Here is a 2,466-nt window from a genome sequence, read left to right as displayed (position 1 = left end):
CGCGAAGTTCAGGCGTGCTGATGTCGGCAGTGTTCCGCAGGTTGTAACCACCAGAACGGAATCCTCTCGACCAGTTGGCAAACAGGTTAGTATCGTCATCCAGACGGAAGCGCACGCCGACCTTAGGCGATACATTGCTCCAGGTTTTGTTGTCTACAAAATCGAAGTTACAGTCGTTGGCTTCGTAAATATTACAGGCCGGGCCCTGTGGAATAATAAATCCGCTGTTGATGCTACTGACGTTCAGGTTCATCGACGAAATCTGCACATCTTTTTCTTCACGGGTGTAGCGCAAGCCAGCCGACAATGTCCATTGGTCATCCAGGTCGTAATCCACAGCGGCAAACGCGCCTAAACTTGAAGTCTCATGCAGACCACCACCGTCCTGATAAATACCGGCAGCCAGAAGGTCAGGTGTACCGTCGGCGTTGATGTCCGCATAAACGGTAGTGAGCGGCAATTCACGACGCTCGTGATAAAGCATATCGTTTGTATAGTGGTAAACACCGGTTGTGACGTTGGCTTTGCCTAGCTGGGTGTTGAAGCGCAACTCGTGACTGAACTGCTCACTGGTTGTCCACGAATTAGAGTGGAACAAAGTGAATGGCTGCGCATCAATGTCACCGCGGGTTGGCGAATAGTAATCACGCCAGCCGTAGATATAGGTCATGGTGCCGCCCGCGACATCCCAGTTCAGGTTAAGTGACAGTAATTCGGTTTCGATTTTCTGCCAGCCAGGCTCGTTGATTGCGAAGTCATGGCTGTCACGATCGAACGTCACAGCATAAGGTGCTAGCGGGTGTGCGCCTGAGAATGCCAGGTTAGGGTTAATACCCATGCCATTGGTGTGGTTCTGACCCGATGGGCCATCACCGTCCAAATCCAGGTTTTCGTACTTCAGCTCCAGCGTCAGGTCGTCGGTAGGCTCCCATAAGGTAGAAGAGCGAAACAAGGTTTGCTTAACCGCACCGTGGTTGCTGCCATCGAATTTGTTTTCAAACCAGCCCTCGTCGTTATTGTGGTAAACCGACACTTTGGTAAACAGGTTATCCGTAAGCGGAATATTCACCGCACCCTGAATCGTTTTATTCAGCCCACCCGGGCCGCCACCGGTTACCGACCCACGCAGCTTGGCGGTAACTGTATCATCCGGCTTTTTCGTGGTGATCAGAATCGCTCCACCGGTTACGTTACGGCCAAATAAAATCCCCTGAGGACCGCGTAGCACCTCTACACGCTCGATATCAAACATATCGACGACCACACCACCGTTGGTCCCGATGAATACACCGTCAACAAATACGCCTACGGTTGGGTCGATTGACGTAATGGAGCTGTTGATACCCAGGCCGCGTATTGAAAAGTTGGCCACACCACGTGCCGTGCCTACATCTTCCAGCACAACGTTGGCGATACCAACGGACAGGTCGTTCATGTTGCGAAATTTCATGGCATCTAATTGGTCTTCGCCAAATGCGGTGATGGCCACGGGTACATCCTGAATCGACTCGACGCGTTTACGCGCCGTGACTTCAATTTTCTCAAACAGCTTGTCGGCCGTTTTGTTCGACTTGGTTTCTTCCTGAGCCTGCACTGGCTGTAACAGTGCAGACAGGCACAAAGTCAAAGCGGAATACTTGAACAGCGAAGTGTTATTCCTGGTTATGCTGGTAGGGCACATGGTTTTTCCTCAGTTCCAATTTATGTGTGTAATACGCGTTGTTAAAACTATGTTACGAACTGCACACAAAACTAACACCTGTAAAAATAGGTGTCAATATATTGGAATGATATTTCGCTATGTAAAACTAAATTAATAAAAATTGATCTATGGTTTTACTTATTTAGTGCTAAAGGCGGATTGGATTTTCAGGTTAATTACTATCAAACAAGCACTTAGCAGTACACAGCAATACAAAGGCAAATGGATATCAGATTGGTATAACATCGCGCCCAGTGGCGGTCCAAGGGTATATCCCATTGCCGGCGAGGCTGTCATCAGACCAGTTACTTTGGCTCGTTCAGCATCCGAGCAGTGTTGCGTGGCTGCTGCCGTGACACTGGGATACCCGACGCCAACGCCGACACCAATCCCGACCATACCAATAAAAATAAACTGCACCTCCGTGGCCGTCGCGACAGAAACATATCCCGCAGTCATGGCTACGGCTGCAATCAAAAGTAACTGCATCAGCGTAAAGTTACTACGCTGTACCAGTGTCCACTGCACACTGAGAGCCGCCAGCGCACTGATCATCAGCGCTGTGCCCGTGATCTGTGCAGCGTTGACCGGGGAGTGATGAAAGTAGTCTATGAGCATGAAACCCAGACTTTGCTGTAGCATGGCCATGCAGATAAATAACACCACGGCAAAACTGAGTAACAGCAATACCGGTGACGAAGCCGAAACATCGGCACTCGTTGTTACTTTTGGGGGGACCGGCTGCGACGGAGGCTCGACAGGTA

2 protein-coding genes are annotated in these 2,466 nt (G+C 50.1%); both read right to left on the bottom strand.

Going from position 1 to position 2,466, the window contains the following annotated elements; all coding sequences use genetic code 11:
• On the bottom strand, window positions 1-1,627 hold a 1,627-nt coding region (locus tag AC4MRN_RS20450), incomplete at its 3' end, for a TonB-dependent receptor (protein WP_491204366.1).
• 213 nt (window positions 1,628-1,840) lie between these two features.
• Window positions 1,841-2,466 (bottom strand): MFS transporter (locus AC4MRN_RS20445; protein WP_491204365.1); only part of this gene is annotated, 626 nt, incomplete at its 5' end.

Source organism: Marisediminitalea sp. (genome assembly GCF_984433645.1).
Note: the sequence above shows the minus strand (reverse complement) of the source record. Positions and strands in the feature narration are given on the sequence as shown.